Below are 15649 nucleotides of genomic sequence, written 5' to 3' on the forward strand. Positions count from 1 at the left end.
ACATCACTCGCTGAGGAGCAGCCCATGTCCACGTTCTTGTACCGCCTCGGGCGCGGTTGCTTCGGCAAGCCCTGGCCCATCATCGTCGGGTGGGTGTTGGTGCTGGCTGCCGTCGTCGCTGCACTGGTGGTCAACGGGGTGAAGGTGACCTCGGAGATGAAGATCGACAACACCGAGGCCCAGCAGGTTCTCGATCGGGTCTCTCGGGAGCTGCCGGAGGCATCGGGAGGCCAGGCCAGTGTGGTGTTCACCGTTCCAGACGGCGACCGGCTGGATACCCCCGCGCGGATGGCCGCGATCGCTGAGACGGTCCAGGACGTCTACGAGCTGGACCAGGTCATCAACCCGGCTGACTTGAGCCAGGGTCAGGGGCAGCCGCCGGGAGGGCCTGGGGCTGACCAGCCGGAAAGCGGGCCGGGGACGGCGCCGCCGTACCAGCCGCTGGTCCTCGACGGGACCCCGGTGCCGGGGGTGCTGGTCTCGACTCAGGCGCCAGTGGCGCTGTTCCAGTTCCAGTTCACCGTGCCGTCCACGTCGCTGACCGACGATCAGGTCTCCGCGGTCTTGTCGGTCGTCGAGGATGCGGAGCGGGGCACCGGTCTGCGGGTCCTGCCGAGTGACTCGCTGAAGGCGATCGAGATCCCGGTCGGCGCCGCCGAGGTGGTCGGTCTCGCGGTCGCGGCCGTGGTCCTCGTTCTTACGCTTGGCTCGCTCGTCGCCGCTGGCCTTCCATTGATCACCGCCCTCGTCGGGGTCGGGGTGGGCGTGGGAACGGCGTTTGCCCTGTCGACGACGGTGGAGATGAACACCGCAACCCCTGTCCTGGCGTTGATGATCGGCCTCGCGGTGGGAATCGACTACGCGTTGTTCGTGGTCAACCGGCAGCGGCGACTGATCATCGATCGCGACCTCGACGCCCGCGAGGCGGCTGGCCGGGCGGTTGGAACGGCAGGCAGCGCCGTGCTCTTCGCCGGTCTCACCGTGATCGTGGCCTTGGTCGCGCTCACCGTCATTGGCATCTCCATGCTCACCACCATGGCTCTGGTCGCCGCGGCCACGGTGCTGCTCGCTGTCCTCATCGCGCTGACCCTGCTGCCGGCTCTGCTCGGACTGATCGGGGAGCGGATCGTGTCGGCCAAAGCCCGCAAGAAGGGGCATACCCGCCGGGAGGAGGACAGCCACAGCGTGGCCGACCACTGGGTCAAGGCGGTGGTGCGGTTCCGTTGGCCGGTGATCCTCGGTGTAGTGGCGGTCTTGGGGGTGGGTGCTGTTCCCGCGGCGAGCATGGACCTCGGCTTGCCGACGGGTGCCAGCGCAAACACCGACACCGCCGCGCGGCAGAGCTACGAGGCGGTCACCCGCGGGTTCGGTGAGGGGTACAACGGTCCGTTGCTGGTGACCGTGGAGTCCGCCGATGGCGCCGCCGTCACGCCTCGGACCCTCGGCGCGGTGACCCAACAGCTCCAGCAGCGCAAGGAGATCGTCGCTGCGGTGCCAGTGGGCACCAGTCAGGACGGGGAGATGGCAGTCCTCAGTGTCATCCCCACCTCGGGCCCAGACGACGATGCCACGGCCGACCTCGTTCAGGCGCTCCGTTCACCCAGCTCGGCTGTCGCCCAGGATCATGACGTCGTGATCGGCGTCACTGGCTTCACCGCTATCGGCATCGACATGTCCGACCGGCTCGCCGAGATCGTCCCGCTGTACCTGATCATCATTGTGGGGCTGTCGCTCCTGATTCTGCTGGTGGTGTTCCGGTCACTCGTCGTACCGATCCAGGCCACGCTCGGGTTCCTGCTCAGCATCTTGGCGACCTTCGGGGTGACCACTGCGGTGTTCTCTTGGGGATGGCTTGGCTGGATGGTGGGGGTCGACACCGGCGGGCCATTGTTCAGCTTCATCCCGGTCATTGTCACCGGAATCCTCTATGGGCTAGCGATGGACTACCAGGTCTTCCTGGTCTCCTCGATGCGCGAGTCCCACGTCCACGGCCACCACGGCGAGGCCGGCGTGGTTCACGGTTTCGATCAGGCCAGCCGTGTCGTGGTCGCCGCCGCGGTGATCATGGTCTCGGTGTTCGCCGGCTTCATCTTCAGCCATGACGTGATGATCAAGCAGATCGGCTTCGCGCTTGCGATCGGCATCCTCATCGACGCCTTCTTGGTCCGCATGACCTTGACTCCGGCGCTGATGTCGCTGTTCGGCGACAAGGCCTGGTGGTTGCCGCGTTGGCTGGACCGGATGCTGCCCGACCTCGATGTCGAGGGCGACAGGCTCCTGCGCATGCTCACGGAACGTCAGGACACGGAGGTGGCGCGTCGTCCTGAGGTCATCGGCAAGTAGTGGCCCGCCCTCACGGCCGCGTGCGAAGGAGGGGGCGGTGTGGCCGGGGCGCGTGCTGGTCTGCGTCACCGGCACATGTAGCGAGCCTGGCTCGGCCCGTACGGGATGAAGGGATCCGCCCGCTCGCGCGACTATCGAAGCGGCCTCGGTCGGCCGTGGCGTACCCTTGGCCGCGTCCCGCCGTGAGGCTCATTCACCGGCGGGGAGCACCGAAGCCGGAGGAATTCCTCGATCTCGCGCAGGCCGCGCGCGATGTCTCTGTCGATACGGCTCCTTCGTCGCTGCTCGCGCCGCTCAAGCCAGTCACGCTCCCATTGCTGCCACTCGCGGTAGCCGCCACATCCGAACCACCAGCAACTCCCGAAGGCCACCATTCCGCCATAGAGCCACCACGCCGCATGCCACACCACGTCGGAGAGCAGGTCCGCCATTGGCTGCCAGACAGGCCCGCGGTTCATTGGGTCACCCCCAACGGACGCGAACGGGAAGAGAGAAGCGTCCGGATGGCAGCACGCTACATGCCGTCGTGCATGCACGTAAGTCCGTCACGAGTGGGTAGCGCTCGGCCACCCGGATCACCAGAGGTTCGGGCCTGTCTTCTCATCGAGATTTCGCACATGCCGCGCGACACGTACGAGGATTCGCTGCAGTCGGTCGAAGTACCCGGGTAGCTGCTCGAGCACGGCGGTGCTCCGGTTGAGACGTTCCAGGCTCTCGGGGAGTGGCCCCGCGGTGTCTGCGAGCCTCCGCATCGGCCTCCTCACCTCCGTCAGTGGCTCGACGAGGTCGCGATCGAGCCGACGTAGCGAGGTCTGGAGGCCCTCGAGCTGCCCGGAGAGGGCCGCGATCTTGGGGGCGGCCTCGCCGAGCGGCTTGGAGGTCCGCTGCAGGGCCGCCAGGTCATCCAAGAGTTGGTTGATCTGGCCGGCGAGGGTTTCGATGTGCGGCGCGACCGCGGAGAGGTCCTCGGTCGCGGTGGCCACAGGGGGAGTGAGGCTCTCGACATTGCGGTCGATCCTCTCTACCTGGTCCAGGGTGTCCGGCGCTCGGTCAACCACTTCTAGGGCCGCCGGCATGTCGGAGGCCGCCCGCACCAGCCGGGGGATGTGCGGCAGCAGCAGGGCGACCGCAACGGTGAGGACGAACAGTGCCAGTGCGAGGACAGCGGTCAGTACGCGGACTGCCCAGATCGGCAGGGCTTGGTTTAGCACGTCGTAAGATCCTCGTCTGTCGGGACCGGCACCGTCGCTTGCGGCCGCGCGGTCGGGGTCAGCGCTGACGCAGCCGCAGGCCGTCGAGGACCAGGGTCGTCACGGCGCTCGCGATGCGCTCCTGGTCCAGGGCCTGGTCGGTGACAAGGTAGGACAGGGCGCTGATGGTGACCGCACCGAAGACCGCCATGGCACCCGACTCCGGATCGGGCACCTGCCGCAGCGAGCCCTCAGTCACGCCGTCCTCGATCAGCGACTGTACGGGCTGGTAGTAGGCCGCATGAATCATCGCTGCGATCTCAGGGATACGGCCCGCACGTCCTAGCTCACCCACCAAAGCCCGGCAGATCGCCGGCTGCTCCGCCATCACCCGCAACTGCGCTCGAATCACCTCGGCGAGCCGGGCCGCTGCCGACCCTTCCGACTCGACGGCGATGGCCACCTCATCCGCAACGCGGTTCAAGGTGTCGCGGAACAGAAAGGCAAGGATCTCCTCCTTGCCGGCGAAGTAGTAGTACAACGTCGCCTTGGGAATCCCAGTGGCAGCAGCGATGTCCTCGATCTTGGTCTGCTCGACACCGTGATCGGCGAACAGCTCCGCTGCGACGCTGAGTTTGACCGCCGTGTGAGCCGGGACAGTACGCACCGACGTGGATCCCTTCGCTGTGCTGGGCTTGTACCGAGAGTACAAACATGGCGTCCATCTGCACAACTGACCGCGTCAGCCGACGGCCCGGGGTCGGGGCCGGATTGGCGAGCCGCTCGAGTGGTCCCGATCCCGGGTGTGAGCGTCAGCGGATGCCCGGATTGGAGGCGCAGGCCGCAGGCCGCGAGCGATGGCCCGAGGCGGCCCTGCAAGGACGGGCGCGGTCAATCCGCAGGCACGCCAGGTGGACTGCCCTGAGCGAAGTGCTCGACAGACACTTTCACGAACACGGCCGTAGAAGTGATGACCGCGCGACCGGCTGGCTCGGTTGCACGGGCAGCGACGAACAGCTTGCGCCCTTCGCGCCGGACGACATCGGCCTGGAGTCGGTACTCCGCTCCGATGAGTACCGGTGCCAAATACTCGATCGTCAGTTGGCGGGTGACGGCAGGGCCTCCTTCGAGGAAAAGCAGGCAACCGTAAAGGTCATCGACAACGGTGGCGACTGCGCCGCCATGGACAATGCCCGGTGCGCCTACGTGACGATTGTCGAACGTGTGCCAAGCCTGCACACCATCCCCGTGCCGCAGGGCCCGGAGGTGGTGCCCATGGGGATTGTTCGGGCCGCACCCCAGGCAGTGGTCGTGGTGAGTCGGGAGTTCAGCCCCGTCCGGGTAGACGGTGAACTTCTCCGCCCACATGGCCAGCAGCGCTTGCATGTCAGCCACGAGGACCGCCCTGGAGGCGCTGCGCCCAGGCAGCCAAGACTTCGCTCTGCCGTTCATGGGAATGAGGAGCGAGCAGACCGCTAACCCCTCGACCGAGAAGGAGATCCAGGGTGAGTCGGATTTCGATGGGGTCCTGTGTGACGTAGGTGCGGCACATCTCGGCGAGCTCCGCGTTCACGCGGTCTTCGGTGGGGACCAACTCTGCCCGCAGCTCTTCGTGAGCGCGGGCGGCCACCCACAGTTCGAGGCTCGCCGCATACAAGGGCCCCGACAGCGCATCTGATAGCAGGCGGAGCGCCGTCCCTCGCCTCCTGTGGTCGGTCGCCCCCCCGTCCTCGGCGTCACGGAGCTCGAGCTGGGCCATCTGCTCTCGGACGCGGCGCAGGCGCTGCTGCGCCAAGTGCTCAACCGCCGCCACGACCAACTGGTCGCGTGTCCCGAAGTGGTGCAGCTGCGCGCCGCGAGAAAGGCCCGCTCGAGCCGCGACCGCGGCGCTGGTTGTCCCCGTATAGCCGAGCTCGGCAAGGCATGTGACCGTCGCGTCCAGCAATGCCCGACGGGTAGCAGCCGAGCGGTCTTCTTGTCGTCCTAGCTTCAGCGGCACAGCCTGAGTCTACATGCGTGCATGAATGCATGTAGATTCGCGCCCACCGTTTGACGGGCACACGCTCGCGCAGAGTGCTCCGACTACTCCAGGAGTTCCCATGTCAGTTGAGGTCGCTGCGCTTCGGCCGGAGCCGCGTCGAGTGCTGCTGGACTATCCCCACCGTCAGGCAGGTCATTGCGGGTCCGGAGCGCTGAGAGACCTCTTGGAGTGGGCCGGCCTGGGCTGGGAGGAGGTGCCGAGCGAAGGTCTGGTCTTCGGAATGGGCGGTGGGCTCGGCTTCACCTATCTGCGGGTGCCTGGTCTCACCCCGCCCATCTACGTCGTCGGGCGTAGCAGTGACCTTGAGGTGGATCTTCTTGCCAGGCTGGGTGCAGAGGTCGACGTCCGGCACACCGACGACCCCGCCACCGGTTGGGGTTGGGTCCGTGGGGAACTACGACAAGGTCGTCCCGTGCTGATGTGGGCAGACATCGCTGAGTTGCCCTACCTGAATGTCCGCCTCCAGATGAGTCGGCACGACATCGTCGTGATCGGTTACGACGACGAGACCCAGACCGCTTTCGTGGTTGACAACGACCGAGCCGAGGTGCAGGAGGTCCCCTACGATGCGCTTGCGCGGGCGCGCGCGTCACGATCCTTCCCCGTGCCCACCAGGCACACGACCTACTTCGTGAACTGGCCCCAGGTCCTGCCGGATCTCCGCCCGACCGCGGCTTCGGCCCTCGTCGCCTCCGTCGAGAACATGCAAGCGGCGGCGACCGCGATCATCCCGGACACCTCGGTGCTGCCGCCGGATGCCGTTGCTGGTGCCGGGATCGATGGAATCGGGGTCTTCGCGGAAGATGTCGGCCGGTGGCCGGAACTCATGCCCGAACCTGAGTTGGACGTCGCGCTGCGCTCTCTCCACGCCTTCGTGGAGAAGGCAGGGACCGGCGGCGGCCTGTTCCGCCGGTTGCAGGCGCAGTTCTGTGCCGACGTGGCGCGGCGAACGCGGTCCGCTGAGATGGCGAAGGCTGAAACTGCGCTCCTGCGCTGCGCGGCCACATGGTCGGCTCTAGCTGCCGCCGGCCGTAGCGACGGATCGACGCTCGCTCGCTGGCGACACGTCAATGAACTCGCCGCGACTCTCACCAGCGACGAGCACCATGCCATCTCCCAGATGCGCACTGCTGCGGGCGAACTCCGGGGTGGGTGACCGATCGTGGCCGGTCGGCGAACGCAATACGCGAACACCACCGCCGACGATCCCCGCTCCACAGCTTAAGCATTCCAAGCCGATCGCCGAGTCATCTCGACTCGTCTCCCATCGAGGTCCGCGGCGCGAACAGCTAGTGGCGGCGGCTGACGCGATCGAGGATCACGGCGCCGGGGTCGGCACCGCTCAGATCGCCGAACGCGCAGGCATGCGCGGCCCCACGTCTACCGCCACTTCGCAGCAAGGAAGATCTCGTCGGCGAGGTGCTGCGGTGCGCGGCGGACCAGGTCATCGACCACCCTTCGGCCCGCGATGCAGGTCAGTGGCACCGGCCCTGCCATCATCCGGGTGCCATCGGGGCTGCACTCGGTTGGGCGGCCGAGCATCCGACCCTCGATCGCTTCATGGCAGTGCGCCAGCAGAACAGGGAGATGCGTCGGGCCAGGCTTGGGGCGCACGCGGTTCCGGGGGAGTTGGTGGCCGCCGCGTCGGGCGTACCTGCGCAACCCCGAGGTCGACCTTCCGGGACGGCGTCATGGCGGGGCTGATGGGCACCCGGTCGATGCTGGGACCATCTGTTGGCTCGACTACCACGACGAGTCGCACGACGAGGTCGTCGCCCGGATCGCACACCAGGTGTGGTTGACCCGCGCAATCTCGCTGACAGCGTCGGGCTCGGCTTCGACGACGACAGCTACTTGAGCGTCCGATGAGGACCGCTCCAGCGTGTGGACGGCGCGCACTGTGCGCAGCCGCGTTGGGAAGAGGAGGCCGACGCATGGTCGTCGAGGTCGGGAAGGCCGACGACCACCTGGCGGTGGCGATGACGCCGACGGCGGGACCGCACCTTGAGTCGGCCTTCTTCCTCGATCACGACAGCGCTGCGGTGCGCGACTTCACGCAGCAGGTGGTCGCCGGCGCATCGACGCCGCGTGAGCGGGCGAGCCTGCTCTTCGCAGCGGTCCGGGACAGAGTCTGGTACGACCCCCATTCGGTGCCCCGAGACCCTGAGCACTACCGGGCCAGCTACGTGCTCGAGGCAGGCCGCGCCTACAGCGTTCCCAAGGCCGGTGCTGCTGACCGCAGCGCTGCGGGCCGTGGGCATCCCTGCCCGGGTGGGCTTCGCCGACTTCCTCAACCACCTGCGGACCGACAACCTGCGGGCCCTCATGGGTGGCGCGGACCTGTTCGTGTACCACGGGTACTGCAGCGTCCACCTCGACGACCGATGGTTGAAGGCGACGCCGGCCTTCAATGGCGAGCTGTGCGAGAGCTTCGACGTGCCCCGATGGACTTCGACAGCTTCGACGACCTCTCGCTGGACCGGACCCTGACGGCCCTCGACCAGGCCTACGGCCGCATGACCCCCGGCTTAGGGGTTGCGGACGACACCTTCGCTGCTCCTGCCGACACCGGGGAGGCCACCGAGCATGCAGCCGTGAACCCGTCGGTGAGCTCGGACTGAGCACTCTCGCCTCATCGGTGCTCGTGCTCACCTCGGAAGTGGCTCGGTGAGCTGCCGGTCCATCTCTTGAAGGCGTGCGAGAAGTTGGTGAGATCGCTGTAGCCGAGCTCGTTGGCGACCTCGCTGACCGACGTGGAGGGGTCGAGAAGCCGCTTCCTGGCGCGGTCGACCATCGACTGCTGCAGCAGCTCCCGGAAACTGGTCCCCTCAGCGGCGAGGCGGCGCTTCAGGGTGCTCGAGGACATCGAGAACTCGTTTGCGACGGACTGGATCGTCCTCGCCCCGGGCCCGTCGTCGAGCAACGCCCGGACCCTGCGGGCGAACTCCGGGGTGCCGGCTCGGCGCGCGAGCGCCTGCTGGAGCTCGGTGACGGCGAGTCCGTAGGTGATCGGGTCGGGGAAGCGGCAGGCAGCACGAAGCGTCCTCGCGGGCATGTGCAGGTAGGAGAAGGGGGCGTCGAACTCGAGTCGGGACCGGCTCTCGGCCTCTCGGGGTAGCCCGCTCGGCTCCGGCCAGTGGCTGTGCATGGTCGCCTCCGACGGCTCGCCGACCAGCAGGTCGATCAACCGCATGAGTGCCAGTCCGCAGTAAGTGACGACCAGACAGTCGAGATCGGGGTCGCCTGCGTTCCCCAACAGCCTGATCGTCAGGTCGTCCTGCCGCGGATGGAACTGCGTGGTGACCGCTTTGGTGATCAAGGGCAGGTAGGTCAGCAGCTCCACGACCTCTGCGACGGTGCACGCGCTGACCAACGGGACACTCAACGGTCCGAAGGACGTGAGCTGTGCGTGTTCTGCGCAGGCGATCCCGAGCCGGGTGGCCTGCTCGCCGTCGAGGTCGGGATAGACCTCGCGGAACCACCGCAGCGGTGCCTCGCCCTGGGTCTGGATGAGAGTCAGCTCACCGGTTCCCTCGCGCGCCATGACGACGCGAAAACGCTCGACGGCGTCCTCGTCGATCGCCGGACTGCTCAGCAGCTGCACGAAGGCCAGCGACGGGACGCCTGGCTCGTCTGTCCACACAGGCAACCCTCACGTGATCCGAATTCACAACATACTGACACGATACGACATGGCTTTGCCAGCGGACCGCCGACAACAATCATCGCCAGAACGTCCATCCAGTAGGCAAAGTCAGGAGAATTGTCGATGGCAGTGGTCACCTTCATGTCACACGACGGGGAGCAGCACGAGGCCCCGCTCGAGGAGGGCAGTTCGCTGATGCAGGTGGCGACGAACAACGCCATCCCGGGCATCGATGCCGACTGCGGCGGCGAGGCCGCATGCGGCACCTGTCACGTGATCGTTGATCCCGCCTGGGCCGACAAGGTCGGCCGGTCCGGTCCCGAGGAGGAGGAGATGCTCTCGATGAACCCCGAGCGACAGCCGACGTCTCGCCTGTCGTGCCAAGTCAAAGTCTGCGAATCGTGGGATGGCTTGACCGTGCAGTTGCCCGAGTTCCAGATGTAGCAGGAGGTCAAGCCAGATGAAGTTCCCAGAAGTCAAGATCCCAGAAACAGTGAAGACGAAGGTCGAGTCCGCAATCCCCCTGGAGCGACAGATCCAGGGCGCGCGCCTCTACGACAAGGGCCGGCGGTGGCTCACCGGCGCGAACGGGCCGATGTTCGTCGAGGCCCCGATCCCGCCGGTCGAAGAGGTCCCCCTCGCCGACATCGACCTCAGCAACCCGTTCCTCTACCGACAGGGGCGGTGGGCGTCCTACTTCGAACGTCTGCGCAACGAGGCTCCGGTCCACTACCAGCCCCACAGTCCCTTCGGCCCGTTCTGGTCGGTGACGCGTCACGCCGACATCATGGCGGTGGACAAGAACCACGAGGTCTTCTCCGCCGAGCCTCTCATCGTCATCGGAACACCCCCGCGGTTCATGGACGTCGCGATGTTCATCGCCATGGACCCACCCAAACACGACATACAGCGTCGCGCCGTCCAAGGTGTCGTTGCGCCGAAGAACCTCCATGAGATGGAGGACCTCATTCGCGAGCGCGTCAGGGACGTCCTGGACAACCTGCCCGTCAACGAACCGTTCGACTGGGTGAGCACGGTGTCGATCGAGCTGACCGCCCGCATGCTGGCCACGCTGCTGGACTTCCCCTTCGAGGAGCGGCACAAGCTCGTCGAGTGGTCGGACCTGGCAACCTCGATGGAGCAGACCAACGGCGGCCCCGCCACTACCGACAACGACGAGCTGTTCCGCGGCATGCTCGAGATGGCGCGAGGACTCACGGAACTCTGGCACGCCAAGGCCGCCCGGCTCGCGGCCGGCGAAGAGCCCGGGTTCGACCTGGTCACGATGCTGCAGAGCGATGAGAGCACCAAGGACCTGATCAAGCGTCCGATGGAGTTCATCGGCAACTTCGTTTTGCTGATCGTGGGCGGCAACGACACCACACGCAACTCGATGAGCGGCGGAGTTCTCGCGCTGAACCAGTACCCCGACCAGTTCGAGAAGCTCAAGGCCAACCCGGACCTGATCCCGAACATGGTCTCTGAGATCATCCGCTGGCAAACCCCCCTTGCCTACATGCGGCGGATCGCCAAGACCGACACCATGCTGAACGGCCAGTTCATCCGCAAGGGCGACAAGGTGGTCATGTGGTACGCGTCCGGCAACCGCGACGAGACGGTGTTCGAGCGACCGGACGAGCTGATCATCGACCGGCCCAACGCCCGCAACCACATTGCTTTCGGCTTCGGCGTGCATCGGTGCATGGGCAACCGGCTGGCCGAGCTGCAGCTGCGGATCCTCTGGGAGGAGCTGCTCCCGCGCTTCGAGAGGATCGATGTGGTCGGGGAGCCGCAGTACGTGCAGTCCAACTTCGTTCGCGGCATCAGCAAGCTGATGGTCGAGCTCACCCCCAAGGGCGCCGGATGAGCACGGAACGCGCGGTGGTGGTCGGCGCCAGCCATGCCGGGGTACAGCTGGTCACCAGCCTCCGCCAGGAGGGTTGGTCGGGTGACATCGTGCTGGTCGGTGACGAGTCGGCGCTGCCGTACCAAAGACCTCCGCTGTCGAAGGGATATCTGGCCGGGAAGTGCTCGCTGAAGGAGCTGGCCATCCGGTCTGAGGACTTCTACGTCAAGCAGGACGTCGAGCCCCTGACTGCCAGCGTGCAGTCGATCGACCGGTCGGCGGGCGAGCTCGTGCTCGGCACCGGGGACCGCCTGTCCTATGACGCTCTTGCTCTTTGCACGGGAGCGCACCCCCGACGTCTCCGTGCCGAGGGTGCCGACCTCGACGGGGTGCACTACCTGCGTCGGTCGTCGGACGTGGAGCGGATTCGCGAGGACGCGATCCCCGGACGCAACGCCGTCATAGTGGGTGGTGGGTATATAGGGCTGGAGACCGCTGCCTCGCTGCGCTCGTCGGGCCTCCACGTCACGGTCCTCGAGGCCGCAGACCGGGTCCTCGAGCGGGTCACCGCCCCTGAGGTGTCGGCCTTCTTCACGCGGATCCACCAAGAAGAGGGCGTCGACGTGCGGACGGACGCCTCGGTCGAGGCCCTGGTCGGCGACACCCGCCTGCGAGAGGTGGTCCTGGCCAGCGGCGAATCGGTCCGAGCCGATTTTGTGATCGTCGGCATCGGTATCGAGCCGACCACCGAGCTCGCCGAGGCAGCCGGCCTGGTCGTGGACGACGGGATCCTCATCGACGCCCACGCCCGCACCAGTGACCCTGACATCGTGGCGGCCGGGGACTGCACGTCGCAGGACATCCCCCGCTACGGCCGACGAATCAGGCTGGAGTCGGTCCCGAGCGCAGTGGAGCAGGCCAAGGTGGCAGCAGCGACCATCTGTGGAAAGGACAAGGAGCTGGCGGCGCTCCCGTGGTTCTGGTCGGACCAGTATGACCTCAAGCTCCAGATCGCGGGACTCAACACCGGCTATGACGACATCGTCGTGAGCGGTGACCCGACCCGTGACCGCCACTTCACCTGCTACTACCTCCGGAAGGGCGAGCCGATAGCCGCTGACTGTGTCAACCGTCCCCGCGACTTCATGGCCACCAAACGCATGCTCACCCAGGGGACCGCGATCGACATGGCCGCACTGAAAGCGGAGGTGGCGGTGTGAGAAGCCGCAGTAACCGCTGGTCGTGGTCACCACCGAGCCATCGCCCGCCGAGCTGAGCAAGGATGGCTTGGAGGTCGACGGTCTGGACGGCGGTGAGAGTCCTGCATATCGCTCCGGACTTGCGTGACTCGCGTCGGCCCGCGGGTGAGAGACGCGTCCCCGGAGACGCCCGCGGGCCTGCGTGGTGGCTGGCCTTGCTCGTCTGTAAACCGCTGCTCCTGCTGGGCAGGAGAGCGGACTGGCGCCGCACCGAACGCCTGCCCGGGTCGGGAGGCGCGGTGCTCGCCGCCAACCATGTCTCCCAGGCCGACCCGCTGTTCCTGGGGGAGATGATCCTCGCCCAGGGCCGGACCCCCCGGTTCATGGCCAAGGCGAGCCTGTTTCACCGTAGAGCAGTCGGCTGGTGGTTCCGGTCGGCCGGCCACGTCGAGGTCGATCGGTCCGACGGCCGGTCTGGGATCCGTGCCGCGGTCAAAGCCGTGGAGCGTGGCGCTCTTGTCGTCGTGTATCCGGAAGGATCGATCACGAAGCGACCGGATGGGCGCCTGATGTCGCTCAGGTCAGGTGCTGTTCGCATCGCGCTGGAGACGTCAGCTCCACTGATTCCCGTCGCTCAATGGGGCGTGCAGGCGATCGTGCCAGCCTACGAAGGGAGGGTAGTGCTAGGCCGCCGCCGCCGTCGTCGGGTCACCCTGCTGGTCGGGGACCCGGTGCCACTCGAGGACCTCCGAAATTTTCCGAGGGCGACGGCAGTGACTGTAGGGGTGCAGAGACTCCAGGACACCCTCGCCGCCATGGTCGACCAACTGGCCGACGAGCACGCTAGGTAGCGTGCGGGCGTGTCCAGGTCAGGGACGCGAGTCGGTCGCGAGACACATCGCTAACCTCTCTGTCATGCGGGCACCGTCCATGCGCGAACGGTTCAGGCAGCACATGCGCGCCGCTGTCCTCGAGGCTGCCCACGACCTGATCGTCGACCGCGGCTGGGACCGGGTGCGTATGGGGGAGGTCGCGGATCGTGCCGGGGTGTCCCGGGCGGTGCTCTACAAGGAGTTCGGTGACAAGGCCGGCCTCGGAGAAGCCGTCGTACTCCGCGAGGCCTCGCGCTTCCTGGAGGGCATCCAGAAGGCGCTGGAGGCACACATCGGCGATGCGAAACGCGGCATCGCAGCAGCCGTCGACTACACCTTGAACGAGGCCGAACGCAGCCCCCTGCTCAAGGCAGTGCTCATCTCCAACCGCGACCTGGATGCGGGCAGTCAGGCGTCCACGGGGATGCTCCCGCTGCTCACGACATCCGCGCGGCTTCTCGACCTCGCCTCCGACACCCTGGCCGGATGGGTGGCGGAGAGCTACCCGAGCCTTCCCCCAGACGACGTCGTCGACGCGGCCGACACCATGGTGCGCCTGACGGTCAGTCATCTGGCGCTGCCCAAGTGGGACCGGACCGCGACGGCGAGCAAGATCTCCGAAGTCGCCGTACGGTTCCTCTCCCTCGAATCGTGACCTGCACCAGCCGTCACAACCGCCGTCGACCGCGAGCCCCTGCGTGCCTGAGCTAAATGTAGAGTCGCGGAACCCACCGCGCCCGACCCACCGGCGTACGCACAGAGCGCTGCGAGCCGGTTCAGGAGTTGCCATGTCAGCTGAGATCCTGCCCCGACAACCGGAGCCGCGGCGGATCCTGCTGGACTATCCCCACCGTGAGGCCGGTCATTGCGGTTCCGGAGCGCTGAGAGACCTCCTGGAGTGGGCCGGTCTCGGCTGGGAGGAGGTACCGAGCGAAGGTCTGGTCTTCGGAATGGGCGGTGGTCTGGGTTTCACCTACCTGCGGATGCCCGGTCTCACCCCGCCCATCTACAGCGTCGGGCGTAGCAGTGACCTCGAGGTCGACCTTCTTTCGAGGCTGGGTGCCGAGGTCGACGTCCGTGGCACCGACGACCCCGTGACCGGCTGGGGCTGGGTCCGCCGCGAGCTTCAGCAAGGCCGTCCCGTGCTGATGTGGGCGGACATCGCTGAACTGCCCTACCTCAATGTCCGCCTTCAGATGAGTCGGCATGACATCGTCGTGATCGGTTACGACGACGACACCGAGGCGGCTTTCGTCGTGGACAACGACCGAGCCGACGTGCAGGAAGTCCCCTACGATGCTCTTGCGCGGGCGCGCGCGTCACGGTCCTTCCCTGTGCCCACGAGGCACACCACGTACTTCGTGAACTGGCCCCAGACCCTCCCCGATCTCCGCCCGACCGCAGCTTCGGCCCTCGTCGCCTCGGTCGAGAACATGCAAGCGGCGGTAACCGCAATTATCCCGGACACCTCGGCGCTGCCACCGGATGCCGTGGCGGCTGCCGGGATCAGCGGGGTCGCGGTCTTCGCCGAAGATGTCGACCGGTGGCCGGGACTCATGCCCGAACCGGAACTGGACGTCGCACTGCGTTCACTCCACGCCTTTGTGGAGAAGGCAGGGACCGGCGGCGGCCTGTTCCGCCGGTTGCAGGCACAGTTCTGTGCCGACGTGGCGCGGCTAACGGGGTCCGCTGAGATGGCCAAGGCCGGAACCGCGCTCCTGCGCTGCGCGGACACGTGGTCGGCTCTGGCTGCGGCCGGCCGTAGAGACGGAGCGACGTTCGACCGCTGGCGACGGGTGAATGAGCTCGCCGCGACGCTCCCCAGCGATGAAGACCATGCCATCTCTCAGATGCGCAAAGCGGCGGGCGAACTCAGGGATGGGTGACCAATCGTAGGCAAGTCAGCGGACGCAGCACGCGAGCACCACCGCCGAGGCTCCGTGCTTGGGGCAGTCCAGGCATTCCCAGGTCCATCGACCTTGACTGTTGTTTCTGCCATCGCTGCGCCGCCGTGCTGACGAACGCCTCTTGGAGCCATCTCGCCTTTCGACTTCCCCGAGATCTGAGGTCTCGTCACCCAGAGGATCGGGCTCGAGACGTAGGCTGGGGCGAACTGAATACGGCTGGTGCACCCCTGGGGTGCACGGAGCCGAGGAAACGGGAGGCAACCGGAGGTAACGGGACGCCGGTTTCACGCTCAGGACGGCGGTCGCGCGTGATCAGGCGTGGTGTTCCTACGTTCAACTCCCCCCTCGCGCACGTAGTGACTGGCCCCGGGTTCCAGATCCGGGGCTTCGTCCATTTCGGACTCGCCCGGCGAGGGCGGTATGCCCGATGTTCGGTTGCCGCCGTGGCCGCGGCGTCGTCCTCCTCGTTTCGGTTGCTGGTGCTCGTCTCAGTCACCAAAGTCTTGGCCGTGCCCGCGGGCGATCAATCTGCGGCAACTTTCTGAGGCGAATGGAGAATTTGGACCGGCCGTGCACCCCCAGGGTGCACGGCCTGCGGATCGAGT

At 66.8% G+C, this 15649-nt stretch carries 14 protein-coding genes; 9 read left to right on the forward strand and 5 right to left on the reverse strand.

Annotated elements, in window-relative coordinates:
• The first annotated feature begins 24 nt into the window (after positions 1-24).
• Positions 25-2343: an MMPL family transporter gene (locus INN71_RS09080; RefSeq protein ID WP_277500433.1), complete on the forward strand. Its 2319-nt coding sequence runs from the start codon at positions 25-27 to the stop codon at positions 2341-2343.
• A gap of 575 nt (positions 2344-2918) precedes the next feature.
• Here INN71_RS09080 and INN71_RS09085 read toward each other — a convergent pair.
• From INN71_RS09085 to INN71_RS09100, 4 genes are all read right to left on the reverse strand, one after another.
• Positions 2919-3554 carry a hypothetical protein gene (locus INN71_RS09085; protein ID WP_277500432.1) on the reverse strand — a complete coding sequence of 212 codons (636 nt, stop codon included), beginning with the start codon at positions 3552-3554 and terminating at the stop codon, positions 2919-2921.
• A 58-nt stretch (positions 3555-3612) separates the two neighbouring features.
• Positions 3613-4200 (reverse strand): TetR/AcrR family transcriptional regulator, encoded by a 588-nt coding sequence (locus INN71_RS09090; RefSeq protein ID WP_068124016.1) that lies wholly within the window; start codon positions 4198-4200, stop codon positions 3613-3615.
• Between the two features lie 224 nt (positions 4201-4424).
• A complete protein-coding gene (locus INN71_RS09095) occupies positions 4425-4919 on the reverse strand; it encodes a PaaI family thioesterase (RefSeq protein WP_179519313.1) in 495 nt (164 codons plus the stop codon).
• 1 nt (position 4920) lies between these two features.
• Entirely contained in the window at positions 4921-5532 is a 612-nt protein-coding gene (locus INN71_RS09100) for a TetR/AcrR family transcriptional regulator (RefSeq protein ID WP_179516878.1), read from the reverse strand.
• 100 nt (positions 5533-5632) lie between these two features.
• On the opposite strand from INN71_RS09100, the gene INN71_RS09105 reads away from it, so the two are divergent.
• Both INN71_RS09105 and INN71_RS09110 read left to right on the forward strand, forming a co-directional pair.
• Positions 5633-6730 carry a BtrH N-terminal domain-containing protein gene (locus INN71_RS09105; RefSeq protein ID WP_068124011.1) on the forward strand — a complete coding sequence of 366 codons (1098 nt, stop codon included), beginning with the start codon at positions 5633-5635 and terminating at the stop codon, positions 6728-6730.
• 778 nt (positions 6731-7508) lie between these two features.
• Positions 7509-8195 (forward strand): transglutaminase-like domain-containing protein, encoded by a 687-nt coding sequence (locus tag INN71_RS09110; protein WP_277500431.1) that lies wholly within the window; start codon positions 7509-7511, stop codon positions 8193-8195.
• Between the two features lie 11 nt (positions 8196-8206).
• On the opposite strand, the gene INN71_RS09115 is transcribed toward INN71_RS09110, so the two are convergent.
• Positions 8207-9178: an AraC family transcriptional regulator gene (locus tag INN71_RS09115; protein WP_277500430.1), complete on the reverse strand. Its 972-nt coding sequence runs from the start codon at positions 9176-9178 to the stop codon at positions 8207-8209.
• 165 nt (positions 9179-9343) lie between these two features.
• Here INN71_RS09115 and INN71_RS09120 point away from each other — a divergent pair, with 165 nt between their 5' ends.
• From INN71_RS09120 to INN71_RS09145, 6 genes are all read left to right on the forward strand, one after another.
• Positions 9344-9664 carry a 2Fe-2S iron-sulfur cluster-binding protein gene (locus INN71_RS09120; RefSeq protein ID WP_068121188.1) on the forward strand — a complete coding sequence of 107 codons (321 nt, stop codon included), beginning with the start codon at positions 9344-9346 and terminating at the stop codon, positions 9662-9664.
• Positions 9665-9680: 16 nt separating this feature from the next.
• Positions 9681-11087 carry a cytochrome P450 gene (locus tag INN71_RS09125; protein WP_277500428.1) on the forward strand — a complete coding sequence of 469 codons (1407 nt, stop codon included), beginning with the start codon at positions 9681-9683 and terminating at the stop codon, positions 11085-11087.
• Positions 11084-12286: an NAD(P)/FAD-dependent oxidoreductase gene (locus tag INN71_RS09130; RefSeq protein WP_277500427.1), complete on the forward strand. Its 1203-nt coding sequence runs from the start codon at positions 11084-11086 to the stop codon at positions 12284-12286. Before INN71_RS09125 ends, INN71_RS09130 begins: the two co-directional genes overlap by 4 nt.
• Positions 12287-12348: 62 nt before the next feature.
• Positions 12349-13116, forward strand: a complete 768-nt coding sequence (locus tag INN71_RS09135; protein ID WP_300960121.1) for a 1-acyl-sn-glycerol-3-phosphate acyltransferase — start codon at positions 12349-12351, stop codon at positions 13114-13116.
• 64 nt (positions 13117-13180) lie between these two features.
• The gene (locus INN71_RS09140; protein WP_277500426.1) at positions 13181-13792 is read left to right on the forward strand and encodes a TetR/AcrR family transcriptional regulator; all 612 of its coding nucleotides are present in this window, start codon (positions 13181-13183) and stop codon (positions 13790-13792) included.
• A 133-nt stretch (positions 13793-13925) separates the two neighbouring features.
• Complete coding sequence (locus INN71_RS09145) at positions 13926-15023, forward strand: BtrH N-terminal domain-containing protein (protein WP_179516883.1); 1098 nt, start codon at positions 13926-13928, stop codon at positions 15021-15023.
• Positions 15024-15649 lie beyond the last annotated feature (626 nt).

This window comes from Nocardioides sp. ChNu-153 (genome assembly GCF_030466625.1).
Taxonomy (GTDB): domain Bacteria; phylum Actinomycetota; class Actinomycetes; order Propionibacteriales; family Nocardioidaceae; genus Nocardioides.